This is a genomic window from Emticicia sp. W12TSBA100-4, from assembly GCF_040253585.1.
In the GTDB taxonomy this organism is placed as follows: domain Bacteria; phylum Bacteroidota; class Bacteroidia; order Cytophagales; family Spirosomataceae; genus Emticicia.
Map to the genome: position 1 here is coordinate 59,468 of NZ_JBELAU010000018.1, position 26,942 is coordinate 86,409.

Here is a 26,942-nt window from a genome sequence, read left to right on the forward strand (position 1 = left end):
GTTTTTTCTTATTAAAACAAGTATTTACCTTTATATCAGGAAAACAAGATAAACGTATTAATATATGAAAAAAATCATCTACTTACTTGGCGTCTGCTTATTGGCTGGCCATGTTAATGCACAGTTTGTCAATAGTACAGACTTCTACGTAAGCGAGGGTGCAGTTGTGAGCTTCAATACCGATGTAGTAAATGAAGGCAAAATTACTAATAACGGTAAAGTTCATTTCCAAAAAAATTTAGAAAACCTTAGCTCGGTTCAATCAACAGGTGTAGCCGTTTTTGATGGTAACGGAACTCAACTTATTAAAAGTAAAAACGAGCTTTCATTCAGCCAACTAATGTTGGATAATGATGTGAAACTCGAAACTCCACTTCGTATAAATGAAACTATTTCATTTCGTCGTGGTGTAATTGAATCTTCATCAATAAACCCATTAGTATTTTCAGTAGATGCAAAACATAATGGAGCTTCTGATTTCTCACACGTAAGAGGTGTAGTAAAAAAAGAAGGTAGTGAAGCTTTTGAATTCCCGTTGGGCGATGGTACTAACTTCCGTTCTTTTAAAGTTGCTCGCAGTTCAGAAAACCAAACACTTTCTGCAACATATTTATACAAAAGCCCATTGAATATTTCTGGTCAAGTTTCAGAAAATGTTGAGACAATTAATGAAAATGAATATTGGACTTTGAAATCAGAATCAGTGAAAGCTTCGGCACAAGTTTCTGTAAATGGTCAATTTGGCTTAGAAGATGTAGCTTACTTGAAAAGAGGTACTTGGGATGTTTTGGAAGATTCAAAGCTTTCTGCCTCAACTGATTTGTCAAGTGGTACTTTATTTACCCTTGCAAGAAGCCGTAATATTAAAGCTGAGATTGGTGTTTATCCTAACCCAACTGAGGGAGAATATTTCTTGAAATTAGGTGGAATGAACGAAAATGAGCAAATCACGGTAGATGTAACAAACCAAGATGGTTCAACAATCATGCATAAAGAAGGTTTAGTAAAAGATTTACGCAGAGCGTATCAACTACCAGAAAATCTTCCAGCTACTGAATTAGCAGTACGTGTACAAAGAGTGGGCAATAAGCCATTGACTCAAAAATTGATTTTGAAGAAGTAATATTCATACCGAATACTATCCTATAAAATATCAAAAGGTTGCTTACATTTTTTGTGAGCAACCTTTGTTTTTTGTAGAATATTTGATAATTATCCACTATTTTGCTCAAAAATTTAGCGTTTCTATGGCATTGTCGAAAGGGAAAATATTAATAGCTGAACCATTTTTAGGAGATAAAAACTTTGAACGAAGTGTGGTTTTGCTCTGTGAGTATAACGAACAAGGGGCTTTTGGGTTGGTACTGAACCAATTGACAAACTTGAAACTGGATGATGTGATGGAAAATGTTTATGGCGATCTGCCGCTTTATCTGGGTGGGCCAGTTGAGCAGAATACTTTACATTTTATTCATCGTTTAGGTGATGTAATTGAAGGTGCAATTGATATTGGGAATGGCATTTTTTGGTCGGGTGACTTCGACCAAGTAAAGACTTTGATGAATATTGGCAAAATTACCGAAAACGATATTCGACTTTTTATTGGCTATTCGGGCTGGTCGGGTGGGCAATTAGAAGGTGAACTAAAGCAAAATTCTTGGATCGTATCCGATACCGACGCGAGCTTGATTTTTGAAACTCCAAGCAAAAGTTTTTGGCGTGAAGTACTGAAACGCATGGGTGGACAATACAAAGTTTTATCAAATTACCCAACCGACCCACGGCTGAATTAGAAATATTTATCTTCAAAAGCCAGTTTTTGGCGGTTATTTAAGCTATTTTTGCAGATATTTAGACAAAAGATATTAGACAATAGACAAAAGAAGAATGCCTTTTCTCATATCTCGTGTCTATTGTCTCACGTCTTATTTATTATAATCAATGCAATCAGTACCGACAAGCTTCTTTAATCGGCAGACTTTATTTTTACTTTTCTTTTGTATTATTTATTTCTCATTATCGTTGCCAGCGGGTTATGCGGGGTTCAATATTGATGCTTCATGGCACGAGTCGCTCGTGATGGCGATTGATAAAGGCTTTGTTTTTGGGCATGATTTTATCTTTAATTATGGCCCATTGGGTTATCTCAATACTGGACTTCTACCCCAAAGTGTCCCGATCTGGGTGTTGGTTGCAGCCGAAGTTTTTACGCTACTCAATTACATTATTATTATTAAATTTTGTTTTCAGAAGGCAGGTAAAAACTGGTGGATTGTGGCAGTTTCATCGTTGTTGATTTTAATGCCTTGGGGCTTTATTTCTGACACTTCTTTTACTTTTTTCTATTTCTTTTTGTTTTGGTTGCTTTATGCACTTCGCACTCGTAATTCGGCTGCTTTATTGCTTGCAGTGTTGCTCTCGGTGCTGATTTTCTACATAAAAGTCAATCTAAGTATTATCGTTTATGGTCTTTTTGCGGCTTCGTTGTTATATTTTTGGTTAATTAAAGCTTTTACATTCCGTACAATCATTGTTTGTTGGGTTGCCCAAATTTTATTGACTTATGCACTTTCGTTTATTTTGCACGTAGATATTCCAGCGTATCTTGAAGCCAGTCTAAAAATTATTGATGCTTACCAAGACGCAATGGCTGCCATGCTTCTGAATACTAAAGAATTGCTTTCTTTACTTTTTTTCGAGGCATTGATTGTTTTGGTGGTTTTGGTATATATTTTCAAGACTTTCCGCTCAATTTTTCAGAATAATTTTGAGGGTGTTTACTTATATTTGCTCCTTGCCCTTGCTTGGTTTTTGGGTTTCAAACAAGCCCATACGGCTGTTGGTGCTTATAATATTTTCGGGTTTTTCTTATTGATGCCTCCATTGGCCGCTTTGATTTATTTATTTACCGAAAATTCGTATAAAATTTGGGCTGGGCGAATGTTCGTAGCTGTTTTGTGCCTACAATTACTTGCTACTCAGTTGATTCGTTTTTATATTGGAGAAAAGACACTCAAAGGTTATTTACTGACTTATCCGCCAACGAGTATTTCCAAGAAAATTTCAGAGAAAGGTTTTTCAGGAAAAGATTTATTTGAAATTTTGGAACAGAAAAGCCCTGTAAATTACCTAAAAAGATTGGTTACTTACGAATACGATGATAATTTTAAAAACTCTCCAGTTAAATTACCAAATGACTTAATAGCTAAAGTCGGAAAAGCCAGTATCGACATCGTTCCGCATCAGATTTCGCATATTTATTTCAATCAGCTAAATTATAATCCTCGGCCAATCATACAATCTTATCAAGCCAATAGCGATTGGTTGATGAAAAAAAATGGCGAGAAATATCTGTCAGAAACAGCTCCCAAATTTGTGCTGTTTCGCACCGAAGCATTCCGAGAGCAAAATCCATTTTGGGTAGAAACCGATTTAAGCGAAGCTCTTTTAAGAAATTACACACTGACCGATACGACCATAATTCAGCAAGATACGTTTTATCTATTCCAGAGGAATAAGGTACTTAAAGGTCTGACATACAACGACTTATCAACTATTAAATTTAAACTAAACGAAGATATTCAGCTACCAAAATCAATAAATCCGATTCGTTTTTCGGCAAAAATTAATTACAGCACCAAAGGAAAATTGGCAAGGTTATTTTTTCAACCACCTTATTTATATTGCTTGGTCACTTACGAAAACGGCCGTCAAGAAAACTTCCGAGTAATAGATAAAATCTTGCGTGGCGGAGTCTTTATCAATCAAAAAGTAACTACCCAAGCCGAAGCGTGTAACTTTTTCTTGAATAAGGGTGTTGATAATCAGAGAGTTACAAAAATTCGTTTTTGGGCAAAATACACTTCGGGTTTTGATGAAAGTTTTGAAGGAACATTTAAAGAATTAAAAATTACCAATTAAATTATAAGTGAACCCTCCCTGTCGGGGAGGGCAGGGAGGGGCCTATGGAAGAAATAGAAAATACATTTGAGCAATTTGAGCTTAATCGTCAGTTATTGAATGCAGTAGCAGACGCTGGTTATACAATACCTACACCGATTCAGCAGAAAACCATCCCCTTAACGTTACAAGGGCATGATGTTTTAGGAATCGCTCAAACGGGTACAGGCAAAACAGCCGCATATCTTTTGCCAATTTTGATGAAAGTAAAATATGCACAAGGCAAATTACCTCGCTGCTTGATTTTCGCACCCACTCGTGAGTTGGTGATTCAGATTGATAAAGCAGTGGGCGAATTGGCAAAATATACCGATATTCGTCATGTTGCACTCTATGGCGGTCTTGGCCCTAAAACTCAAATCGAAGCCATTCAGGCGGGTGTTGACATTATTGTTTCGACTCCTGGTCGATTCATGGATTTGTATTTGCGTGGCGATATTGGAGTAAAAGACATCAAAATTATGATTCTGGACGAAGCCGACAAAATGATGGATATGGGTTTTATGCCACAGATTCGCAGTATTTTGGAGGTTATTCCTACAAAACGACAAAATTTGCTGTTTTCGGCTACTTTTCCCGAAAAAGTAGAAAGGTTTTCGTACGAATTCTTAGAATTTCCGACCAGAGTAGAGGTATCGCCACAAGCAACAACTGCCGAAACTATCAAGCAACGAATGTTCACAGTACCAAATATGCAAACCAAAATCAATATTTTGGAGTATCTTTTCAAGACTGGTGAAATACAAAAAACGATTATTTTTACTCGCTCAAAAGATATTGCTGATAAAGTTTTCGAGGCTCTCAAAGGCTCGGTTGTTCCGAAAGGAGAAATTCGAGTGATACATGCCAACAAAGGGCAAAATACTCGTATAAACTCAATGGATGCGTTTCGAGAAGATGCCGTAAAGGTTTTAGTGGCTACCGATGTAGCAGCCAGAGGCATTGATATTGAGCATGTTACACACGTAATCAATTTTGATGTGCCATTAATCTACGAAGATTATGTGCATCGTATTGGCCGTACGGGGCGAGCAAATAATGTGGGCGAAGCCATTACGTTTTTGACTCCTCCCGAAGAGTATCACATCAAGAAAATTGAGAAAATCATTCGTATGGAGATTCCTCGTGAGTTGATTCCTCTCGATGTTGAAATCGCTCCGACACCATTTGATGAAAACCAAGCAATGTTGCTCGAAATTGACAATCAACGCAAAAAAGAGGATCCGAATTTTAAAGGAGCCTTCCACGAAAAGAAGAATCCAAAAGCAGCAGCGGCTAAGAAAAAAAACATGAGTTCGGGTAAAAGTGTGAGAGGTTCTTCTCCAAAAAGTTCGTCTTCGAGTGGTAAAAAATATGGTTTCTCAAAAAGCAATAAAGGTTCTAAGAGATAAATTACAAATGCTCGATATATAAAATCTTATCGGGCATTGTTTTTGTAAACAATATTAGAAATCATTTGTTTATAAAATTCAGCAAGAAAGTATTTGAAAAGAATTAAGCATTTTCGCTCAAAAAAACTTTTCAAATCCTGTTAAATTTTAAGAGAAAAGCTAATAAATTTACAACAGATGTCGTTATATCTGTGATGTATCTGTCAAAAATTGCTAATGAGATTTTTATTATTATCGAGTTTATGTATCTTCATTTCTGCCGATATAATAGCCCAACAAGCTGTTTTTCGCTCGCAGAGTGCCAATCTTAATAGCTTTTCAACACCAAGCAAAACCTTATCGAATTCCTCAAATACGAAGTCGTTTGTGCCTGCTCAGGATACCCAAACACAAGTAGTAAAGAAGAAATTGGCTCCCAAAGGCGTAAATATTCATCTTTTGCCACTTTTTGGAGAATTCGAGAAAACCGATGCCCAAAAAGCAGTTGATGAAGAGTTTTTGAAAGCTTGTGATTTGAATTTCAAAACCCGAAGCGAAGCCAGTGAGTTTTTTGCAACTCGTGCATGGGAATATTTGGGTGAAGGAGAAAAAGATACGGCAACGTATCGCTTCAATTTAGCATATTTACTTGACGATGAAAATTCTGATGTTTACTGGGGTTTAGGGGTAATTGCCTATCAAAACGAAAAATATGCTCAAGCCATTGATTTAATGAATCGTGGGCTTGAAATTGAAGATGATGATAACGTAACGCTCATCGTTGACCTTTCTACGGTTTATATCAAATGCTTTACGGTTGATGCCGAAAAGGAAGATTTAAAAAAGGCATTTGAGTTACTCACGAAGGCACTAACGAAGCAGCCAGATTCTGCCAATGCACTCATGCAGCTATCTTTGGCCAAACTACTCAATAACGAAATCGACGAAGCTTGGGAGCGTTTTCATCAAGGCTATGAACTTGACCCTGACAATGCAAGCGTTGAGATTCTCGAAGGACTTTTAGCCAAAAAAGAAGACCCAAGAGGTATTTTTAAGAAGAAAAATTAAGAGTTTCTTTAGCACAATTAATTCTTTATGGTCTTCAACCAAACAAATCCCGCTGCCGAAATAACACCAAATGACCCTAAAATGTACCAAAGAACATCAAATCCAAAATGGGCAATAGTCTGAGTACCAATCAAGGGTGCTGAAATTTGAGCAATTGACCATGTCATAGAATGCAATGCCGAATACTGCCCACGATTATGAGGTTTTGAGCGTTCGATACTAAAGGCGTTCATAAATGGCATGGCGAAGATTTCGGAAAAAGTAGCAAACAAAATTCCGATAATCAGCCAAACGTAGCTATGCGAAAACAAGAAGATTATATAATTGACTACCACCAGACTTGCTCCAAAACTTATCAAATAAAGCTTCTCGAACTTTCCTTCAATTTTATAAATCAATATCATTTCCACTAAGGCAACAATCAACCCATTTAGCCCCAAAATATAACCAATTTGTATTTCTGATAACGCACAAACTTGTTTGTAGAAAACTGGTCCAATCGTAAAAAGCTGGAAAAAAGCAACCGCATACATGGTTGTCAGTAGTAGAAAAATCCAATATTTTCGGTCACGGTAAGCCGAATCTTTTGGGTCAATTTCCACTTTATTTGCCTTAATATCAGCTCTTTTCTGTCGAGAACTTCTCAAAAAGAAAAATACCAAGGTTGCCGCTCCTATATTCGTTAGTCCATCAGCCCAAAACAATAAAGTATAATCTCTTGAAGCCAAAAAACCACCAATGGCAGGCCCAATCGACCAACCAATATTTATGGCTAAACGAATCAGAGAAACCGAGCGAGTGAAAGTTTCGGGTGTACTGAAATCAGCAATCGAAGCAGTATTGGCGGGGCGATAGGCTTCACCAAAAGCACTCAAAAAGAAAACCAACGTACAAATAACATAATAGTTTTGGGTTTGAGAAAGCAATAAAAACATGATTCCGCCCAACATTAGACTAAATAATTGTACAGGAAAATAACCAATTAAGTCGGTCAACTTTCCGCCAAGAAAAGTCCCACAGATGGAGCCAACCCCAAATATCACCATCACAAAACCCGCATCAGTAATGCTAAAACCCAGTTTTTGAGTTAGATAGAGGGTTAAAAAGGCCACAACCATTCCGCCACTTCGATTGATGAGCATCACTAATGCCAACAACCAAACTTGCCGAGATAAACCACCAAAAGCATTACGATAAAGTGAAAGCATATTTTAATATAGAATATAATGCAAAATTTGACCTTTATTATTTCTTTATTCGAGTTGAGAACATTCACACTATTTCCTGTAAAATTAGCTTTTTAAGCATTTGCATCAAACCAAACTATTGATTAGTTTTGCCAGATAAAGTATGCTTGCATACTATTTTCTATTCACCATTACATTAAATCTTACAAATGGAAGCATATATTTATGATGCCGTTCGCACGCCACGTGGCCGTGGAAAATCGGACGGTTCTCTGCACGAAATCCAACCTGTTGACCTTCTCGCAACGGTTTTGAAGGCAATAAAAGAACGCCACGACCTTGATACAAGTTATATCGATGATGTAATTATGGGTTGTGTTTCGCCAATCGGTGAGCAAGGGGCCGATATTGCTCGCACGGCAGTTTTGGCGGCGGGTTATGCTCAAAGTGTGGCGGGCGTTCAAGTCAATCGTTTCTGTTCGTCGGGTTTGGAGGCAATCAATATGGCAGCGGCTTATGTGATGTCAGGACAAGTAGATATGTTGGTCGCTGGCGGTGTCGAGTCGATGTCGAGAGTACCTATGGGTTCGGATGGTGGAGCTTTGATGATGAATCCACAGATAATTTCTCAGCATAAAATTGTTCCGCAAGGCATTTCGGCCGATTTGATTGCTACAAAATATGGGTATTCTCGCAATGACGTTGATACTTTTGCCGTAGAATCGGTGCGAAGAGCAGTAGCAGCTCAAGCGGGTAGCCGCTATAAATCAATTGTGCCAGTAAAAGATGAAATTGGTATTACGGTACTTGACCGTGACGAAGGCATTCGCCCAGATACAACGCTTGAGTCTTTGGGTAAATTAAAACCAGCTTTCGAGATGATGGGCGGCATGGGGCTTGATGCGTTGGCTTTGTTGAAATACAATGACTTAGTAAATATCAACCACGTGCATCATGCAGGAAATTCTTCGCAGTTGACCGATGGTGCTGGGGCTTTGTTGATAGGAAATAAAGCAATTGGCGATAAACTCGGACTGAAACCTCGAGCTAAAATCAAGGCTTTTGCGATTGTGGGTTCGGAGCCAACAATCATGCTCACTGGCCCAGTACCTGCCACCGAAAAGATTTTGAAAAAAGCAGGAATGAATATTGGTGATATTGATTTATTTGAAGTAAATGAAGCATTTGCGGCCGTTCCGATGTTGTTTATGGAGCATTTTGGTGTTGACCACTCAAAGGTAAATGTCAATGGTGGAGCTATTGCTTTGGGGCATCCGCTGGGTGCAACGGGAGCGATTTTATCAAGCACTTTAATTGATGAACTCGAACGCTCAAATAAATCTACGGGACTGGTAACGCTTTGTATCGGTGGCGGAATGGGAATCGCTACGATTTTTGAGAGAGTTTAAAAAAGGTCTGCACCGAAGGTCAGACCCATAAAACAAACTGCCTTGAGAAGCGATTTTCAAGGCAGTTTGCTTTATAAAACTTTTATTCCTTCTTCATCAAGATATTTACCAATATTGATATTTATTCCGTCGAAAAGCTCAATTTCTTGATGCCAATTTTTTATAAACCAATCTTCATTTGGTTGAGCAACAATCACTTTTTGAGAAGCTGTAATTACCCAAAAGACTTTTTCGGTGCCAAATTCAAAGAGTTTTTCGGTTTTTCGAGTTAAATAATCCATGAAATTAGTTTCGCTCAAATCGGCATTTGTATCAACTTCGATGGCATATTTTGGTGGAACACTTGAATATTTTGTGGTGATTTTATCGGCAGTTAAAACGGTTTTTTCATAAACCAAAATATCACAAGTTAGAATATTTTTGAAGTCTATTTGTAACCTTGGATGGTTTGAATGAATTCGATACTCTAATTTTCTGGAAAAAGAATATAACTCCTCTAAAATGTAAGTGGTGATTGTTGACTGTAAGCCAGTACATCCCCAAATTTCGTCATCATTTTTAGCTTTCTTGTAACCTTTAAAATAAATGGTCTTCCCATCTATAATTTCATAGACGAATTTTTCGGGAATTTTCAAAAGTTTTTCTTTGACCAACATATTGATAATTGTATTTTGGAGACTAAAATATAAAAAAAATAGAGTTTTAGTGTGATTTTTAGCTCATTTTTCGGCGAACAGGATGTTCGCTCCACAAATACTTATTATTAGAAAAGTTTTATTCCTATTTTTGCAGTTCAATTCAAGAATAAAAGAGAATTATGCAAATCAAGGAATTACTGAAGCAATCGCCAAGCGAACAAGAAGTGACCGTGAAAGGTTGGGTACGTACCAAACGTGGGCAAGCAGCCGTAACTTTTATTGCCATTAATGATGGCTCAACGATACATAATATTCAGGCAGTTGCCGAAGGTGGAGCAATAGATGAAGAAACTTTGAAGTTGGTTTCTACGGGTGCGTGTGTGGCCGTGACTGGTAAATTGATAGCTTCGATGGGGTCTGGACAGGCAGTTGAGGTAAAAGCCGAGAAAATTGTGGTTTATGGCACTGCTGACGAGACATTCCCGATGCAACCAAAGAAACACTCAATGGAGTTTTTGCGTGAAAAAGCTCACTTACGTTTCCGTACGAACACTTTTGGTGCAATTTTCCGCATTCGTCATGCTTTGGCTTACGCAGTGCATAAATATTATAACGACAATGGTTTTTTCTATCTTCATACGCCAATCATCACGGCTTCTGATGCCGAAGGTGCAGGAGAAATGTTTCATGTAACTAACTTCGACATGGAGAAACCTCCAAGAGCCGAAGACGGAAGCATTGATTATAGCCAAGATTTCTTTGGTCGCCAAACAAGCTTGACCGTTTCGGGGCAATTGGAAGGTGAATTAGGTGCATTAGCTCTATCAAAAATTTATACTTTTGGGCCTACTTTCCGTGCTGAAAACTCAAATACTACTCGTCACTTGGCCGAGTTTTGGATGATTGAGCCAGAAGTTGCTTTCTACGAATTAGAAGATAACATGGCTTTGGCTGAAGATTTTGTGCAGTATGTAATCAAATATGCTCTCGAAAATTGTGCTGAAGATTTGGCTTTCTTAGAAAAACGCCTTTTGGAGGAGGAGAAAAGCAAGCCACAAAACGAGCGTAGCGAATTGAGCTTATTGGAGAAATTGAAGTTTGTGGTTGATAATAAATTTGAGCGTTTGACATACACCGAAGCGATTGAAATTTTGCTTCGCTCGAAACCTCATAAAGAGAAAAAATTCCAATATCCAGTTGAGTGGGGAATTGATTTGCAATCTGAGCATGAGCGTTATTTGGTAGAAAAACACTTCAAAAAACCAGTGATTTTGACCAATTACCCGAAAGACATCAAGGCGTTCTACATGAAGCAAGATGCTGATGGGAAAACAGTTAGAGCAATGGACGTGTTATTCCCAGGAATCGGAGAAATCATCGGCGGTTCACAACGTGAAGATGATTACGAGAAATTATTGGCTCGCACAAAAGAAGTAGGTATCGACCCAGAAAACATTTGGTGGTATCTCGAAACTCGTAAATTTGGTTCGGCTCCGCACTCAGGTTTCGGTCTTGGTTTCGAGCGTTTGGTGTTGTTCGTAACGGGTATGACCAACATCCGTGACGTGATTCCTTTCCCTCGCACGCCTAAGAGTGCAGAGTTTTGATTTTCAGGCATGAAATTTGAAGTTTTTACAACAAAAACGTGGCACATCTCAAAGATGTGGCACGTTTAGTTTTTCTGAATATGACCCAAAATTGCTAAAATGCTCATAACCATACTCATATTTCTTGCTGCGATTTTTGCCAATGTGGTCGTTGGGGTGTATGTCGAACGTAAGGTTTCGGCTTTTATTCAAGACCGTACTGGTCCGATGGAAGTTGGTAAATGGGGATTGCTACAACTCATTGCCGACCTTTTGAAGTTGATTCAGAAGGAAGACATCGTGCCTGCTGCTGCCGACCGCCGAATGTTTAAATTCGCACCATTGATGATTTTTATGGCGATTTTTGCTGGTTTTGCGTTGTTTCCATTGTCGCCAAGTTTGAGAGGCTCGGCTACACCAACGGGTGTGTTTATGCTCTTGGCGGTAGTTTCGCTTGATATTTTAGGAATGTTAATGGCTGGTTGGTCATCAAATAATAAGTATTCTTTATTGGGAGCGATGCGTTCGGTTGCTCAGATTATCTCTTACGAAGTACCGCTCGGACTTTCGGTTTTGTGTGTAGTTTTGATTACACAAACACTTGATTTACAAGAGATTAGTTTTCAACAAGGATTCCTTTCACTCGAAAAAAACTATCTTTTTGGTGTAAAAGCCACTGGCATTGAAGTCAATCAATACGGCGGAATCTTGACTTGGAATATTCTCCGAAATCCGTTTCTACTCATAGTTTTTGTTATCTATTTTATTGCTTCATTGGCCGAAGCCAATAGAGCTCCATTCGATTTACCCGAAGCAGAATCAGAATTGATTGGCGGTTTTCACACTGAGTATTCGGGTTTTCGTTGGGCAATTGTGATGCTCTCTGAATACGGAATGATGCTTTTGGTGTCTATTTTAGGAACAGTTTTGTTTCTCGGAAGTTGGAATACTCCTTTTCCGAATATCGGTTCATTTACGCTTGGAAGTTGGACAAGTGGGCAAATCGGACATTGGTCAAGCGACCTTTGGGGTGCTTTTTGGTTGATTTCAAAAGCCTATTTCTTGGTTTTGATTCAAATGTGGATACGTTGGACACTCCCTCGCTTGCGTGTTGACCAACTCATGTATCTTTCTTGGAAAGTGCTAACGCCTTTCTGTTTGGTGCTTTTGCTTATTTCGGGCGTTTGGCGTTTGTTGATGATTTAACCCAATTCAAACCAGCCTCTAAATTGGTGGGCTTTTTCTTTACTTACGACCACTTCATCTTTGGTTGTAACAACTAATTTTAATTCAATTTTTCCTGTAAAATGTGTTCGATAGCTTTCGATGGTTTGTTTATTGACAATAAACTGGCGATTTGCTCTATAAAACCCTTCGGGGTTCAATAATTCTTCTATTTCATCGAGAGAATTATAGTCTGTAATAAGCCGCTGATTATCAGTGGTTTGAATCCAAATAACTTCATCTCGATAAAAGCAAGCAATTCGCTCGGTAGTTACGGCCACGATGTTTCGTTGGTGATGTGCCGTAAAACGAGTTTTGAATTTTGGGTTTGTGGAGCGATTTTCCAAATCGCTCAATAGATGTGAAAGTTGCTCTTTAAAATCATTTTGATTAGAGGCATGATTTAGTTTTTTTAACTTCTCAAAAGCACTGCGAAGTTCATCTCTATCGATAGGTTTCAACAAATAATCAATGCTATTTAGTTTGAAAGCCCGAATGGCGTATTCGTCATAAGCAGTCGTAAAAATGATTGGGCATTGAGGTTGAATTTCTTGGAAAATATCAAAACTTACGCCATCAGAAAGCTGAATATCAGATAATATAAGGTTTGGTTCAGTATTAGTTTTAAACCAATCTAAAGATTCTTTTACGCTGCCGATAGTAGCCAATAAAACTGCATTTGGTTCAAGCTGTTTAACTAAATTTTCGAGATTCTTAGCTACGAGTGGTTCGTCTTCTATTAATAATATCTTCATAAAATTTGTATCAAATCAAGGGGATTTTTACTGTAAAAACTTCGTTTTGTTCAATCAGCACTTCTTTGTCACTCAGAAAACTATACAATGATTTTAAGTTGTTTAAGCCTTGTCCGTTAGAGGTTTCAACTTGTTTCTTTGATTGAACAGCATTTTCTATAAATAAATATTGCTCCTGATTAAAAATGTTGATTATCAGTGGGTTAGCTTGGTTTATAATATTGTGTTTTAGGGCATTTTCAATCAATATTTGAAGAGTTACTGGAGCGATTTGCAAATCTAAAACATCTATCGAAATATTGAAATTGATGCTGAGAGATTCTCCAAAACGAGTTCGAAGCAAAGCCACATAATTCTTGATAAAGTTCAATTCTGTTTCGAGACTGACCAAACCCTTTTCTTTGTTTTGTAGCACATAGCGGAAAACTTTGGCCAGTTGCCTAAGAAAATCGCTTGCCAATGCAGGATTTTCATGAATGAGTGAATCAAGCGAAGTGAGGCTATTGAATAAGAAATGTGGATTCAGTTGATTTTTTAGATTATCGAATTGTACCTGCGATTTTTCTTTTTCGAGATTCGTGGCTCTGAGTGCATTTTCACGCCATTTATTCAAGGAGTATTTGGCAAAATGAATAACATTTAATAGCGTTACAACCAAAACCTCGGTAGCTACGCCTGCAAGTTGTGCAAGATTGGTGGCTTCTTTTTCGACGATTGAATGAAAAGGCAGCATTGTTCGTCCGATTAAAAATGCTACTCTTGAAATAATGGTAATGAATACAAGGTTGAGAAGTATTTGTGGTATTAAACGCTTGACAATGCCTCTGTCATAAGGCATAAGTTTATCAAAAACAATGCAAGTCTTGCTAAAAAAAATAAAAGTTGTAGATAATACTATGATAGAAACAAGAAATAAGATAGTATTGCTTTTAAGGTCAAAATTGAAAATATACCACCTAAAAAAAGCCGCTATCGTTGCCATTATGGCAATTACATAGATTACTATTTTCTTTTCGTTTATCATTAGTTAATAATTTGTCCGTCCGACATTTCAATGATTCTATCACTTCCTTTGGCAAAATCGGGGTCGTGCGTTACGGCAATGATTGTTTGATTATTTTCGTGGGCAATTTGCTTAAAAATCTCGAAAACTACTTCCGAATTTTTCTTGTCAAGATTCCCCGTAGGCTCATCGCCCATGATTATTGCAGGGTCGTTAATTAAAGCTCTTGCAATGGCTACACGCTGTTGTTGTCCGCCCGAAAGTTTGGCCGATTGTTTGAGGGCGTGGTCTTGCATATCGACCAATTTTAGCTTTTGATAGGCTCTTTCTTCTATTTCTTTACTCGAATATTTTCCGAGTTTCAGAGCAGGAAGCATGACATTTTGCAGAACCGAAAATTCAGGCAAAAGAAAGTGAAACTGAAAAACAAAGCCCAAATGTTCGTTGCGAAAGGCCGCAAGTTGGTCTTGTGTACGTCCAGTTAGGCGTTCGCCGTGCATCACGAGCGAGCCTTCGTAGTCGGTATCCATCGTTGAAAGGATATACAAAAGTGTTGATTTCCCACACCCAGATTTTCCTACCAAAGCCAGAAATTCTCCACGATTGGCTTCAAAAGAAATATTCTTCAAAACTTGAAACTTTTCGGGTTCGTAGAAATACTTATTTATATCTTTAGCCTCTAATACTTTGTTCATTAATGTAGAGTTTATAGTGTAGAGTTATTTTTTTTCTCTTTTGCTGAAAGAATTATGCTGCTAAGAATGTTTTTTAGCTCTATACAATCATTATGTATTGATTCAAAAGCATCTTTTGAAATATATTCGCTATCATGAAGAAGATTTAGCCAATAAAGTGTTTCTCTACTTTCTTTCAAAGAAATAGCCATTTTGTGAATAAAATCGTTTTTAGACTCGGCAGATTGAGCTTCATTTACATTTGCTCCAATTGAAGTACCACACCTAAGAACCTGTTTTGATAATATGAATTCTTTTTGGTCGTTGGTTAGAAATTTGTACATTTTTATTATTAGTAATGCAAACAGATAGCTCTTCTTTTGTATGATACTTTCTTTCATAATTGAATATTTTAAGAATAATAAACTCTACACTCTAAACTTTACACTAAAAATTATCCTTACCCTCTCAATATCGCCACTGGGTCGATTTTTGATGCTTTTCGAGCGGGCATATAGCCTGCTAAAATGGTGGTTGTGATCCCGAAAATCATTCCGAGTCCGTAGTATTTTGGTTCAAATAAAATTGGGAATGTTTTTATATCAAGAAAATCTCCCGCATCAAATGGAACAGATGAAAGTAGATAACTTAAACAAAAACCGATAATAATGCCCAACAATGCCCCCAAAATACCGATAATGATAGATTGGATGAGGAATATCGAAACAATGTCATTTCCTGCAAAACCTGTGGCTTTCAAGATAGCGATGTCTTTCATCTTATTGATGACATTCATATTCATAATGTTATAAATACCAAAGCCAGCTACCACCAGAAGTGTAATCGAAACCATAATCACCATTCCATTACGGATTTTATCACCTGCCAAAAATGCTGAGTTAGCTTCGGCCCAATCTTGGGTTTTGTAACCGTATTGATTTTTCAGCACTTTGGCGTAAGTAAGTGCCGCTTGCGAATCTTTCATTTTAATATGAATATCCGTTACGAAACTCTTATCTTTTTGTAGAATTTCCTGCACCATCGACATATTTGCGTAGCATTTTACGCCATCGACGGTCTGAATTCCAAAACCAAAAATGCCCACAATTTTGACCAGTTTTAAATTTCCTGTAGGTGTTGTAACCATAATTTTATCGCCTACTTTTACATTGAGGTTGCGAGCTAAAACTTTACCCATCAGAATTCCATTAGGAGTTGAGAGCAAGGATTCGATATTTCCTGATTTGATACGTTTCTTTAGGTCATATAATTTGTCTTCTTTCAAAACATCTACACCAGCAATTTGTCCCGAAAAAGGCACTGGACCTTTATTGAAAAATACCTGTGAACTTATCTGTGGCGAAACTCCCAAAACTGCTGACTCTTTTTCGATATTAGCGGCGATTTGAAGTCCGTTTTTGATGTTAATCAATTCATTTTTAGGTAATTGATGGTAAATGATATTAAAATTCGCTGGATTGGCCTCTTCTATAATACTTGGGTGGCTACTTGTGATTTCTTTATAGATTCTGATGTGCGGCGATGAGTCGAGAGCCGAATCTTCAAGAAATTTATTGACACCCTTAATGACCGAAATCATGACGATGAACATCGCAATACCGAAGGTAACGCCCAGCATCGCAATCAAGGTCTGACGTTTTTTTGTCAGTAAGTGTGTTTTGGCTATTTGGAGTGAGATATTGAGGTTCATGATTGATTTTTTGTTTTTTGTTGGCGTGGTAGAGACAAGGCGACCGTCGCTCGGCATTGCCTTGTCTCTACGGGTGTGTACATAAGATATAACATAAATCAATTTCCAAGTACCAAAACCGATTTTTCGGTTAGGCCAGATTTTACCTCAACCATATCAAGGTTTTCAACGCCTTTCGTGATTTTGATTTTCTTTTTATCGCCGTTTTCTTCAATCCAAACCGAATCGCTCCCTACTAAATAGTTTTTCGGAATCGTCAGCACTCTTGGATTTTCGGAAACCACAATATTGGCTTCAATCGTCATGCCGTAGTAGGCATTGGGTTTTTCCTCTACAAATTCGGCATCGACTCTAAATGTCTGGTCAGCTTTATTAAGTTTTGGGTAAAGTTTAGTCACTTTTGCTTTGAAAATTTTGTCTTTGTAAACATCAATTTTCACTAAAACGGTTTGTCCGATTTGCACTTTCACAAAATCTGACTCGTCAATGGCCAATTGAGCGTAAACCTCGTTGGCATCGCCTACTAATGCTATTGCTTCGCCACGTCGTACGAGTTCGCCTTGTTTTTTATAAATTTCATAGAGTTTTCCTGCTTCAAAGCTCTTTATTCGATAGTTATCTTCTTCACGAGCATTGACTTTGAAGTTCGACTTTGAGTTTTGTAAATCTACATAAAGCTGATTTTTTGTACGTAACCACGCTTTTCTGCGAGCCGAAACATCATTTTTTGAAGTTTGGAAAGCCAATTCAGCTCGTTCGTATTCGATGCGAGTGGTGGCATTGCGGTCGTAAAGTTCTTTATATCGTTTGAAATTTACAGAGTCATTGGCCAGTTTTGTGCGGGCATTTCGGAGTTGAGCTTCGAGTTCATCAAGAATTGGCGAATTATCGCCAAAATTAGCTTCCGACTGACGTAAAATATTGCTCGAAGCCTCCAAACGAGCTTCTTGCGAAGCACTTTCAAGCTGAAAAAGTAATTGATTTTTCCCCACAGCATCGCCTTCAAAAGCGGTTTGTTTTATCAAAAAACCATCAGCATTAGCTGTGAGTTTATATTCATTTTTTGGATAAATATTCCCCGAAGCATACACCGCTTCGGTGAGTGATTTATATTGAGGCGAAGTATTGGTGTTTTCTGATTTTTTGCAGGAAACAAATGTGCCAACAAAGGCTAAAATGATTAGGCAACTATTTTTCATTTGATGTTTGAGCTTTCTGACGTACAAAAAATGTCATTCTTTAAATATTACCCAAAGGTGAATCTAATTTATAGAAGCATCAAGAAATTTTGAACGAAGCGGAAGAAAAAAACACCGAGGCAGGAATAAATTTTACCGTTAAGTAAATCAGTATTCAATTTTGTAGCATAAAATTCGTTTTATTAGATAGTGTTGTTGTACATTTAATATTCAAAAATTAAATTCATTAAACTTGTGAAGCTTATTTCAAATCGAATTAAAATATTGGTTTTACCTTTATTATTGGTGATACTAACGGATTGTTCTAAAGATACTCCGTCGGCACAGATTATTGGTAATTGGAAAATTATAAATATTTTTGTGAAGCAAGGCACTGCCGTAGATGCTGACCAGCTGCCCGCTTTAGTGAATGCCTTACCTTGTGCAAAAGAAATAGTTTTTAATTTTCGGAAGAAGGGCAAAGTTACCTATAGTACACCAATTGAGTGCCAGTCAATTGCTAATAACTTTTCTGGTTCAAGTGAAGTTTCTGAATACGAAATAAATGATGATAAGCTGGTAATAACGGGGAAAAATACCAATACTTTTGGGCTTTCTTTTAGTGGCAGCACAATGACATGGACAATTGTGGATGGAAGTGGAACTGCCTCAATGACAACTACCAGAATTATTTTACAAAAACAATAATTGTAAATAACTACTATGACACATAGCTCATTGCCTCGGCGATGAGCTATTTTTTTGGAATAATCCTCCCAATCATTTCCCAAACCAAATCGGCTTCAAAACCTTTGCCAAGGGCATACCTGGAGAGTTTTTGCTTCAGCACCAAAGGCTGTTTTTCGGTGCGAAGTTCGTGCTTTTTCTTTTCGAGAATTTCTTGTAAAGTATTGATATAATCGTCGTCGTCGATTTCGGCCATGCCTACTCTTATGCAGTATTCTGAGAGTTTTCGGGCTTTAAGTTCGTACTTGATTTTTTGTCGTCCCCATTGTTTTACTCTGAATTTGCTTCCTGCAAAAATCTTGGCAAAACGCTCTTCGTTCAAGAAATTATCCTCAATCAGATAGGCAATTATTTCTTCGGCTTCATCGCCCCAAACTTCCCATTTTTGTAAACGCTCACGCACTTCTGCGTGCGTTCGCTCTTGATACGCACAGAAGTTGGCAGCTTTTACGAGTATGTCTCGGCGAGTTATCAATTATTAGTAAAAAATTATCAATTCCAGACTCAGAACTCTACACTTTAAACTCAGAACTCTACAGCGTCTGCATGGAGCTTAGTTTTTTGTAAAAACCATCTTCTATTTTCAAAAGTTCGTCGTGAGTACCACGCTCAATGATTTGTCCTTGGTGAATAACCAAAATTTGGTCAGCACTCTGAATTGTACTTAGACGGTGAGCAATTACGAGTGTTGTGCGATTTTTCATCAAATTTGTGAGGGCTTCTTGTACCAATTTTTCGGATTCTGTATCAAGTGCCGAAGTAGCCTCATCGAGAATCAAGATTGGTGGGTTTTGCAAAATAGCTCGTGCAATCGACAATCGTTGACGTTGCCCGCCCGAAAGTTTTGTTCCTCTATCACCAATAACTGTTTGATAGTCAGATGATTGCTGCATGATAAAGTCGTGAGCATTTGCGATTTTAGCGGCAGCCATCACATCTTCTAAACTTACGTTTTCGCCAAAAGCAATATTATTAAAAATCGTATCATTGAATAAAACTGCCTCCTGCGTAACAATTCCCATGAGTTTACGAAGCGAGTGTTGTGAAACATCTTTCATGTCAACACCATCAATCGTAATTTGTCCAACAGTAGGGTCGTAAAATCTCGGAATCAAGTCGGCAATCGTTGATTTTCCTCCGCCCGAAGAGCCAACCAAAGCAATCGTTTTTCCTTTTTGGAGCGTAAAATTGATGTTTTTCAAAACCTCAACATCACCCTCATAAGCAAAACCAACATTTTGTGCTTCGATACTGTGCCCAAAATCTTTGATTGAAATAGCGTTAGATTTATCTTTGATTAGAGGTTGATTATCAATTAATTCTAAGATTCTTTCGCCCGAAGCTAAGCCTCTTTGTGCCGAACTGAAGGCATTAGAAATATCTTTGGCTGGACGCATCACTTGCGAAAAAATAACAATGTAGCTAATAAATTCAGATGCGGTTAATTCAGATTTTCCATCAAAAATCAGTGAGCCTCCGTAAAGCAAAATGCCGATTACAACAAAAACGCCCATGATTTCGGAAAAAGGCGAAGACATTTCTCGGCGAGAAGCTAATCCAAAAATGGCATTTCTGTAACCTTGATTTTCGGTACGAAATTTTTCGGTAATAAATTTTTCGGCTACAAATCCTTTCACGACACGCATTCCACCAAAGGCTTCGTCCATGAGGCTAATCAGATTACTGAGGCGTTGTTGCCCTTCTCCTGCATCACGTCGCATACGTTTTACGAGTGTAGAAATAAAAATTCCCGAAACAGGAATTACCAACAAAGCAAAAAAAGTCAGATTCCAAGAAATATAGAAAAGCGAAGCAATGTAAAATATAAACAGAAAAACCTCTTTGGTTGCCGCCGAAAATGTATTGGCAATTGAGTTTTCAACTTCTTGTACATCGGTTACGATGCGAGAAATAAGATTTCCTTTACGTTCGTTGCTGAAAAAACCAAGGTGAAGATTGATTGAATTATCAAAAACTGCTTGTCGCAGATTTGCCACCATATTGGATTTAAATTTTTCTAAAAGCCTAATACTCACATATTTAAAGATATTAGCCAACAAAACCGAAACCGCTATAACTCCACAGACAAACTGCAATGCTCCAAATTTGCCATATTGAGTCAAAAATAAACCAAAATAGTAGTTAAATTGATTTTTTAAGTCAAAAATTGAGTCAGGTTTGGCTACTGCTTCAAAGGCGATTTTATCGAATAAAACATCTAAAAGAGGCATCAAAAGTGTAAAGTTGAGTACACCAAATAAACTTGCCAAGATAGAAGTAATGACAAATGGCACAATAAAACCACTAAGTGGCTTGGCGTAAGAAAGTAATCGAAAGTAATTTTTCAATTGTGTATTAAGAAAATGTTAATGCTGCAAAGTTCGTTAAAATACAGCTAAAACCTATAAGGTTTCGCAAACCTTATAGGTTTAGTTAAAAATTTAAACCGTTGTAGTTTTCCAACGCCCTCTTCGGAATACAAAAATTGCCACAATCGCCAAAATTGATTCGCTAATGGCAATCGACCAAAATACGCCATTTGGCCCCCAATCAAGACTTTTGGCTAAGAAATACGCCAACGGAATTTCGATTAACCAAAAACAAACAAAATTCATAATCGTTGGTGAAAGCGTATCGCCCGCACCGTTTAACGATTGCCCGATAACCATTCCGTAACCAAAGAAAATATAGCCGAGACAGATAATTTGTAGACACAAAACACCAATTTCGATAACTTTTGGTTCATCGGTAAAAATCCCAACGAAGTTTTCGGCAAAAAATGCAAATACGATTCCGACTAAAAGTAAGAAAATCATGTTATAAAAAGCCGTTCGCCAAACCGAAGTTTCGGCACGTTCGGGTTTGCCAGCACCCAGATTCTGTCCAACCAACGTTGCAGCAGCATTCGACATTCCCCACGATGGCAAAATCGTAAAAATAATGATACGAATCGCAATTGTATAACCTGCCACAACCTCACTTCCGAAAGTCGAAAGAATACGAGTCAAAAAAATCCAACTGGCCGACTGAATCAAAAATTGCCCCGTTCCACCAGCTGCTACACTCAGCATATTTTTAATAACTTCTTTATCTGGTACAAACTGTTTAGCTAAAATCTGAACATTGCCATTTCCGCCATAAAGTGCATATAATTGATACAAAACACCTATTGTTCGACCAACAGTTGTGGCAATTGCTGCTCCTTCAACTCCAAAACCCATGATAGGAATCAGAATAAAATCCATGACGATATTCACGAAATTAGCAAGCAAAATCGAACGCATGGCCGTTGAGGCATCGCCAGCACCACGCAACGCACCACTGAGCGTATAAAGCAAAACAATTGAAGGACTACTCGCAAAAATGATGCGTGTAAAACTTGAGCCTTTTTCAATGAGGTGTTCGCTACCGCCCATTAAACGGAGAATATCTTCGGCAAAAACAAAGCCGATAATGCCAACCGAAAGACCTAAAACCAACGAAATCATAATGACTTGAGCCACCGCTAAACCGCCACCAATTTTGTTGCCTTCGCCTACACGTCGAGCAACGATTGCCGTAGCGGCAGCACTCAAACCAATAGCTACCGAATAAATAAGTGTTAAAACTGATTCTGTCAAACCTACTGTTGCCACGCCTTCTGTGCCTACGTATCGAGCTACAAAAAATGCATCAACAACTGCAAAAAGCGACTCGCCAATCATTTCCAAAATCATCGGCACTGAAAGCAGAAATATCGCACGGTTGATGCTAATATCAGTATAGTTTTGTTCTTCGCCACGAATGGCTTCCATGAATAATTGTATAATTTTTCGCATTATAAAAAAAGAGTGTAATTATCCACCGCCAATGTTTGATAACAACATAGTAATACATTGAAAATCAATACTTTGTACGGTCAGATTTTTTGTTAAAAACAATAAGTTTTATCGTTCAGATGAATGCCGAACAACAAGTAATAGTTTTATAAAACAATTAGATTTGGCTTATGAAAATAAGCTCAAAAAGGAAATAAGAATGTAGAAATGTGTTTGCAATTAGCAAACAATGTCAAGCAGAATCATGGGCTTTTATAATTTTGTGTTACAAAAGTAGAAATTTGTTTTTTAACAAAAAATTTTTGTGGAAGAATTTTTGGAATTGTTTGGTGGTAATTCGATTGAAAATAAAAACATCGAACCTAATTACGCTCTAAATTAAAATTTAGCTAATTTTGACAAGAAAATATAGTAAAACTGTCCGAAAAACATGAAAGTAAAAAGCCTTTTTATTAAAGATTATCATCAGTTTCAAGACTTTTCTTTGGATTTGACTTATCCCAAAGGACATAAAAAAGCTGGCCTGCCTTTGGATAAGGTTTGTATTATTGGACAAAGTGGAACAGGAAAGACGAGTTTGTTGAGGTTTGTTGAGTATATGAATAGGTGGAAGGAGCTAGAAGAAATAATGCCACATACAAATAACCTAGTTAAAGACAAAAATTTTGTTTTTACTCAACAAGTGCCTTACTTATATATTGATTCTAAAATTAGTTTAGATTTTGGGTCAAATATTAGAGATGATAACTCTATATCATTTGGAATAGCAGATGAAACGCACTACGGTTTTGGTTATGTTAATATTGGTTATGTTCATAGAAGTTTTGTGCATGACTATTTAAAAGATATCAAATATAAAACCATTTTCATTTCGACAGATTTACAGCATAAGTTTTCTGAATTTTCAGAAGTAAGTGACAATCTTTTAAAACCAAATACGGATTTTATAGATTTTGAAGATGTCCATTTTGGTGATTACTGGAACTTATTAAAAAAAGAAATTACAGACTTTCAAACAAAAGTTTTAAACAAAAGAAATGAGTTTTCTAAACTTGTTACTAACTCAAGTATTACAACAAAAGAACTTCAAAAAGCAGTTGATGAGCTTAGGGAATGGGAGAATCAAGAAAAAAACCCTCTTAAAAAAATAGGAGAGGATTTTTTAGATAAGATTATCAATAAATTTAATTTAAAAGTAAAAACAGAAGTTGATTTACAGGATATTGGATTTATAAAATTAGAAACATTAGAAGGAAAAGAAGTTGAAAACTACCTATTAAGTACAGGTACAAAGCAAATTTTACTTACGGCATTACCTCTTTATGTTTTGAAACCCAAAGGGAGTATAATTTTTATTGATGAACCCGAACGCTCACTTTACCCCGATATTCAGACACAGATTGTTGATATTTATAGCGGCTTAGCCGAAGATTGTCAGTTTTTTTATGCTACTCATTCGCCAATTGTTGCATCAAGTTTTGAGCCTTGGGAAATTGTGGAATTGAAGTTTAAGGAAGACGGAACTGTCTATCGAGAGCTTTATTATGATGAAAGTAAAGGAAATCATGTAGATAATTACTTCATAAATCCTCAATATCTACGCTGGGATTCTATCCTCACAAAAATCTTTGATTTGGACATGGATTCAAACCCTGAACGCATTAAGCAGTTAATGGAATTAGCCAAGATTCGTAGTAAAATCAAAAAAATGAATGGTAGTGCTACAATAGAAGAAAAACAAGAATTGATGGAGAAGTTTGAGAAACTGGCTAACTTATTAGATTGGGAGTTTGATGAGAAAAATTGACAAAAGCCACATAATTTCTACTGAATATAAGGTTTGGGAAAGCAGTTTGCAAGGAAAACATCCAAACTATACCTCTTCGAATCATAAGTTTTATTATGATATTGTAATGAACCTTTTTCACTGCCAAGGTGGTGTTTGTGCTTATACTGAAGTTCTACTTTGTTCTGAGGATTATTATTCAACTAATTGCTGGCACAATGGGAAATATACTATTGATAATCCTCAGTTTTTTGGTGCATTAGACCATTTTGACCCTGCACTAAAGAAAAATAGAGCTTGGGCATGGGATAATCTTTTTATGGTTCAAAAAGACATTAATGATAAACACAAACGTGAGTCGCCAGTTGATGATATTCTAAAACCAGATAGAGAAGGTTATGACCCTTTTTTACTCTTGGAATATGATGAAAAGTTACACATCTTTTTTGCAAATGTAAATCAAGAAGAATCTTTGCAGGAAAGAATAAATACAATGATTTTGACGCTGGGTATCAATCATTCTACTATTGTGAAAAAGAGAAAAGAGCATCTTAGCAGTATTTTCGAAAAGATTAATTTTATCAGTACTTGGCAAGAAGAAGAAACTAAAAATTATCAATTTTTTACTGCACTGACTATGTTTAAGCAAATGAAGCAAGTTGATTAAATTCTTACGCCCTAATCACCCCACGCCTCAATAATTCCCAAAAACATTTGGCAGTGGCTTCAATATCAATGCTGGCATCGTGGGCGTCGATAAATCTTTGGTTGAATAATTTATAGTAAAGTTCTTCGAGTTTTGGCCATTTATAGCCAGTTTTGTTGGGTATTCGACAGAAATTTACCACATCTTTATTTTTCATCGTACAAAAACTTCGCTTGGTTAGCAGCGGTTTGGTATCAAATTCTTTTCTGACAAACTCTGCTCCAACAATATTTCTATCAAAATCAAAATTATGGGCAATCAGTATCGCTGATTCGTTGATGGCATCGGCAAAAATATCTAAAACTTGTGTTAAATCTTTTCCTTCGGTTTGGGCTTTTTCGTTTGATATTCGGTGAACAAGTGTAGCATCTCGTGGAATCACGAAGCCTTCGGGTTTGATGATATAATTGTGTTTGGCTGCAAGTGAGCCATCTTCATAATGTTCGAGAAAAGCCAATTGCACCAAACGTGGCCAATTATTGACTTGCGTGATTGGTGCATTATAAAATTGTGGTAATCCAGTAGTTTCGGTATCGAAAAAGAGGATTTTTCGCATTTTTATTCTCTGTTTTTTCACCACGGAGGCACGGATTACACGAATTTTCACAGAATAAATTCTGTGTTAATCTGTGCCTCTGTGGTAACTTAAAAAAATCTATTCTTTCTTACTATTAAACCAATAATAAACAGGAATTCCGAGAGCCACAATGCCAAGGCCAGGGTATGTAAATTGAGGTTTTTCTTTTACTAAAATCAAAACGATAATCGAAGCCACAATTACATAAAGCATCGGCAAAATCGGATAACCGGGTGCTTTGATTGGACGCTCAGCATCTGGCATTTTTTTACGTAAAATAAAAATTCCGTAAATGGTGAAGGCGTAAAACATAATCACAACGCCCATCAGATAATCAAGCAAATCGCCGTATTTTCCAGTTAAACAAAGGAAAGATGCCCAAGCACATTGCCACCAAAGAGCATTTTGTGGAACACCCGCTTCGCTCAATTTGCCAAAATTCTTGAAAAATAAACCATCTTTGGCCATTGTATAATAAACTCTCGAACCCGATAAAATCAAGCCATTGTTACAGCCAAAAGTTGAAATCATAATTAAAATCGCAACAATCACCGAGAAGCCTTGTCCACCAATTACTTGTGCAGCTGCGGCTGCAACTCTATCTTCGGAAGCAAACTGAATGCCTCGACTCATTACGTCAGCACCATTTGGGTCACCTTTCAGTGGTAAAATGCAGAGGTAAGTGATATTCATCAAAAGATATAAGGCCGTTACGAGAAAAGTACCAATTATCAAGCCTCTTGGTATCGTTTTTTCGGCATTTACCACTTCATCACCAGCAAAGGTAAGCCCGTTCCAAGCATCGCTCGAAAACAATGTTCCTACTTGTGTTACGCCAATTGCCAAAATAATTCCGAAACCCGTAATGCCAGTTACAATCCATTCGCCATCAACTTTGGCGGTGCTTGATGCATCAAAAATGTTTGAAAAATTCTGGGCAATTACATCGCCATTTGCTCCGAGTATGAAACCCAAAATAATGAGCATCGCAATAGCTCCGAGTTTGGTTGTACTGAATATATTTTGAATAATTTTGCCTTCTTTTACGCCACGAGTATTGGCATAAGTAAGCAAAATGATACTCAAAATGGCCAGTAAACGCTGAGAAGTGAGTTTAAATGAAGTATCGCCAAGTGCAAAAATCTCGTGTTTATCGCTGATAATTTCAGGGAAAAGCACACCAGAGTACTTAGCAAAAGCCACCGCAACGGCCGCAATAGTTCCTGTCTGAATTACCGCAAAAAACGACCAGCCATAAAGGAATCCAGTGAGTTTTCCGTAGGCTTTTTGTAGGAAAACGTACTGTCCGCCCGCTTGTGGAAACATAGAAGTGAGTTCGCCGTAGCACAATGCACCGAGCATAGTCAGTACACCTGCCAAAAGCCATGATGCTAATAACCAGCCAGTTGAGCCAACTTGACGAGCCACATCGGCACTGACAATAAAAATTCCAGAGCCAATCATCGAACCTGATACGAGCATTACGGCATCGTATAGTTTGATTTCTTTTTTAAAATTTGCCAAAATAGTAAGAAGGTTAGGGTT

At 37.3% G+C, this 26,942-nt stretch carries 24 protein-coding genes; 11 read left to right on the forward strand and 13 right to left on the reverse strand.

All coding sequences use genetic code 11. The annotated features are described in order from the left end of the window. Window positions 1-64: 64 nt before the first annotated feature. The 5 genes from ABR854_RS22770 to ABR854_RS22790 all read left to right on the forward strand — a co-directional run bounded on the left by ABR854_RS22770 (window position 65) and on the right by ABR854_RS22790 (window position 6,398). Window positions 65-1,123, forward strand: a complete 1,059-nt coding sequence (locus tag ABR854_RS22770; protein WP_350268157.1) for a hypothetical protein — start codon at window positions 65-67, stop codon at window positions 1,121-1,123. Window positions 1,124-1,247: 124 nt separating this feature from the next. After that, the gene (locus ABR854_RS22775) at window positions 1,248-1,793 is read left to right on the forward strand and encodes a YqgE/AlgH family protein (protein WP_350268158.1); all 546 of its coding nucleotides are present in this window, start codon (window positions 1,248-1,250) and stop codon (window positions 1,791-1,793) included. Window positions 1,794-1,941: 148 nt separating this feature from the next. Then, window positions 1,942-3,921: a hypothetical protein gene (locus ABR854_RS22780; RefSeq protein ID WP_350268159.1), complete on the forward strand. Its 1,980-nt coding sequence runs from the start codon at window positions 1,942-1,944 to the stop codon at window positions 3,919-3,921. A 44-nt stretch (window positions 3,922-3,965) separates the two neighbouring features. Next, complete coding sequence (locus ABR854_RS22785) at window positions 3,966-5,351, forward strand: DEAD/DEAH box helicase (protein WP_350268160.1); 1,386 nt, start codon at window positions 3,966-3,968, stop codon at window positions 5,349-5,351. Between the two features lie 216 nt (window positions 5,352-5,567). Then, window positions 5,568-6,398 (forward strand): tetratricopeptide repeat protein, encoded by an 831-nt coding sequence (locus tag ABR854_RS22790; protein ID WP_350268161.1) that lies wholly within the window; start codon window positions 5,568-5,570, stop codon window positions 6,396-6,398. 17 nt (window positions 6,399-6,415) lie between these two features. Here the strand turns inward: ABR854_RS22790 and ABR854_RS22795 are convergent, their stop codons facing one another. Then, complete coding sequence (locus tag ABR854_RS22795; RefSeq protein ID WP_350268162.1) at window positions 6,416-7,606, reverse strand: MDR family MFS transporter; 1,191 nt, start codon at window positions 7,604-7,606, stop codon at window positions 6,416-6,418. A 188-nt stretch (window positions 7,607-7,794) separates the two neighbouring features. On the opposite strand from ABR854_RS22795, the gene ABR854_RS22800 reads away from it, so the two are divergent. Next, a complete protein-coding gene (locus ABR854_RS22800; RefSeq protein WP_350268163.1) occupies window positions 7,795-8,994 on the forward strand; it encodes an acetyl-CoA C-acetyltransferase in 1,200 nt (399 codons plus the stop codon). A 71-nt stretch (window positions 8,995-9,065) separates the two neighbouring features. Here ABR854_RS22800 and ABR854_RS22805 read toward each other — a convergent pair whose 3' ends face one another. After that, complete coding sequence (locus ABR854_RS22805) at window positions 9,066-9,650, reverse strand: Uma2 family endonuclease (RefSeq protein WP_350268164.1); 585 nt, start codon at window positions 9,648-9,650, stop codon at window positions 9,066-9,068. A gap of 161 nt (window positions 9,651-9,811) precedes the next feature. Between ABR854_RS22805 and asnS the strand changes: the two genes are divergently transcribed. Together asnS and ABR854_RS22815 are read left to right on the forward strand one after the other, a co-directional pair. Continuing rightward, entirely contained in the window at window positions 9,812-11,239 is a 1,428-nt protein-coding gene (asnS, locus tag ABR854_RS22810) for an asparagine--tRNA ligase (protein ID WP_350268165.1), read from the forward strand. A 99-nt stretch (window positions 11,240-11,338) separates the two neighbouring features. Further along, on the forward strand, window positions 11,339-12,424 hold the full coding sequence (locus ABR854_RS22815; protein ID WP_350268166.1) for a complex I subunit 1/NuoH family protein: 1,086 nt from the start codon (window positions 11,339-11,341) through the stop codon (window positions 12,422-12,424). Here the strand turns inward: ABR854_RS22815 and ABR854_RS22820 are convergent. From ABR854_RS22820 to ABR854_RS22845, 6 genes are all read right to left on the reverse strand, one after another. Then, a complete protein-coding gene (locus tag ABR854_RS22820; protein WP_350268167.1) occupies window positions 12,421-13,197 on the reverse strand; it encodes a LytR/AlgR family response regulator transcription factor in 777 nt (258 codons plus the stop codon). The two genes, ABR854_RS22815 and ABR854_RS22820, sit on opposite strands and share 4 nt — an antisense overlap. A gap of 10 nt (window positions 13,198-13,207) precedes the next feature. After that, window positions 13,208-14,035: a sensor histidine kinase gene (locus ABR854_RS22825; protein ID WP_350268168.1), complete on the reverse strand. Its 828-nt coding sequence runs from the start codon at window positions 14,033-14,035 to the stop codon at window positions 13,208-13,210. A 185-nt stretch (window positions 14,036-14,220) separates the two neighbouring features. After that, on the reverse strand, window positions 14,221-14,895 hold the full coding sequence (locus ABR854_RS22830) for an ABC transporter ATP-binding protein (protein WP_350268169.1): 675 nt from the start codon (window positions 14,893-14,895) through the stop codon (window positions 14,221-14,223). Between the two features lie 11 nt (window positions 14,896-14,906). Next, complete coding sequence (locus ABR854_RS22835; protein ID WP_350268170.1) at window positions 14,907-15,275, reverse strand: four helix bundle protein; 369 nt, start codon at window positions 15,273-15,275, stop codon at window positions 14,907-14,909. A gap of 59 nt (window positions 15,276-15,334) precedes the next feature. After that, complete coding sequence (locus ABR854_RS22840) at window positions 15,335-16,585, reverse strand: ABC transporter permease (protein ID WP_350268171.1); 1,251 nt, start codon at window positions 16,583-16,585, stop codon at window positions 15,335-15,337. A gap of 98 nt (window positions 16,586-16,683) precedes the next feature. Beyond that, window positions 16,684-17,784, reverse strand: a complete 1,101-nt coding sequence (locus tag ABR854_RS22845; protein WP_350268172.1) for an efflux RND transporter periplasmic adaptor subunit — start codon at window positions 17,782-17,784, stop codon at window positions 16,684-16,686. 234 nt (window positions 17,785-18,018) lie between these two features. Between ABR854_RS22845 and ABR854_RS22850 the strand changes: the two genes are divergently transcribed. Beyond that, window positions 18,019-18,471 carry a hypothetical protein gene (locus ABR854_RS22850; protein WP_350268173.1) on the forward strand — a complete coding sequence of 151 codons (453 nt, stop codon included), beginning with the start codon at window positions 18,019-18,021 and terminating at the stop codon, window positions 18,469-18,471. A 46-nt stretch (window positions 18,472-18,517) separates the two neighbouring features. Here ABR854_RS22850 and ABR854_RS22855 read toward each other — a convergent pair whose 3' ends face one another. The 3 genes from ABR854_RS22855 to ABR854_RS22865 form a co-directional block, all read right to left on the reverse strand. Further along, window positions 18,518-18,985 carry a regulatory protein RecX gene (locus ABR854_RS22855; protein ID WP_350268174.1) on the reverse strand — a complete coding sequence of 156 codons (468 nt, stop codon included), beginning with the start codon at window positions 18,983-18,985 and terminating at the stop codon, window positions 18,518-18,520. Between the two features lie 58 nt (window positions 18,986-19,043). Continuing rightward, a complete protein-coding gene (locus tag ABR854_RS22860; RefSeq protein WP_350268175.1) occupies window positions 19,044-20,858 on the reverse strand; it encodes an ABC transporter ATP-binding protein in 1,815 nt (604 codons plus the stop codon). A 93-nt stretch (window positions 20,859-20,951) separates the two neighbouring features. After that, the gene (locus ABR854_RS22865; RefSeq protein WP_350268176.1) at window positions 20,952-22,328 is read right to left on the reverse strand and encodes an MATE family efflux transporter; all 1,377 of its coding nucleotides are present in this window, start codon (window positions 22,326-22,328) and stop codon (window positions 20,952-20,954) included. 430 nt (window positions 22,329-22,758) lie between these two features. Between ABR854_RS22865 and ABR854_RS22870 the strand changes: the two genes are divergently transcribed. Further along, entirely contained in the window at window positions 22,759-24,135 is a 1,377-nt protein-coding gene (locus tag ABR854_RS22870; RefSeq protein ID WP_350268177.1) for an ATP-binding protein, read from the forward strand. Then, entirely contained in the window at window positions 24,122-24,781 is a 660-nt protein-coding gene (locus ABR854_RS22875; RefSeq protein ID WP_350268178.1) for a hypothetical protein, read from the forward strand. The genes ABR854_RS22870 and ABR854_RS22875 overlap by 14 nt, the downstream gene beginning before the upstream one ends. A gap of 4 nt (window positions 24,782-24,785) precedes the next feature. Here ABR854_RS22875 and ABR854_RS22880 read toward each other — a convergent pair whose 3' ends face one another. Both ABR854_RS22880 and ABR854_RS22885 read right to left on the reverse strand, forming a co-directional pair. Further along, on the reverse strand, window positions 24,786-25,376 hold the full coding sequence (locus tag ABR854_RS22880; RefSeq protein WP_350268179.1) for a 3'-5' exonuclease: 591 nt from the start codon (window positions 25,374-25,376) through the stop codon (window positions 24,786-24,788). Window positions 25,377-25,475: 99 nt separating this feature from the next. After that, window positions 25,476-26,921 carry an APC family permease gene (locus ABR854_RS22885; protein ID WP_350268180.1) on the reverse strand — a complete coding sequence of 482 codons (1,446 nt, stop codon included), beginning with the start codon at window positions 26,919-26,921 and terminating at the stop codon, window positions 25,476-25,478. Window positions 26,922-26,942 lie beyond the last annotated feature (21 nt).